This window comes from Microtetraspora sp. AC03309 (genome assembly GCF_020826795.1).
GTDB classification, from domain to species: Bacteria; Actinomycetota; Actinomycetes; order Streptosporangiales; family Streptosporangiaceae; genus Microtetraspora; species Microtetraspora glauca.
The window spans coordinates 1-433 of record NZ_JADDIL010000542.1; the positions used below are offsets into that span (position 1 = coordinate 1).

A 433-nucleotide genomic window follows, 5' to 3' on the forward strand; every position below is an offset into this window, starting at 1 on the left:
GTTGAGCAGCCGCACCCCGAAGGTGGGGTCCTGCACGACAGGGCGGGCGCCCGCACCGAGTGCGCCGATCGCCATCAGTACGGTTCCGGTGGCCCCGAACAGCCGGGTACGGCGTTGTGCGATGACCTCGGCGGGGTTGAGCGGGGATCCGACAGCCCGTTCATCACCGTGCCACCGGGCGATCGATGAGCTGAAGGTCGACAGGCGGCTTGCCATCAGGGCAGCGTAACGGTCGACCGGGGCGGTCTTCGCCATGCGGCGGTGGCGCAGGTCACGTAAGGGTGCCCTTGCTAGAACCCGGGGCGGAATTCCGTCACAATGGTGTTGTGAAAATGCGTCGGGAGACTACGGGTTCGGTTTCGAGCCCAGTTTCGGCTGGTGTGCCGAAGCCGGTCAACGACGTTGTGCCGGCATCCGACGGGCATACCCGCCG

Annotated in this window: 1 protein-coding gene; it reads right to left on the reverse strand. The window is 66.7% G+C overall.

Translation table 11 applies throughout. From position 1 onward, the window contains the following. A partial coding sequence (locus IMZ11_RS44265) for a hypothetical protein (RefSeq protein ID WP_228649754.1) occupies window positions 1-216 on the reverse strand: 216 nt, incomplete at its 3' end. Window positions 217-433 lie beyond the last annotated feature (217 nt).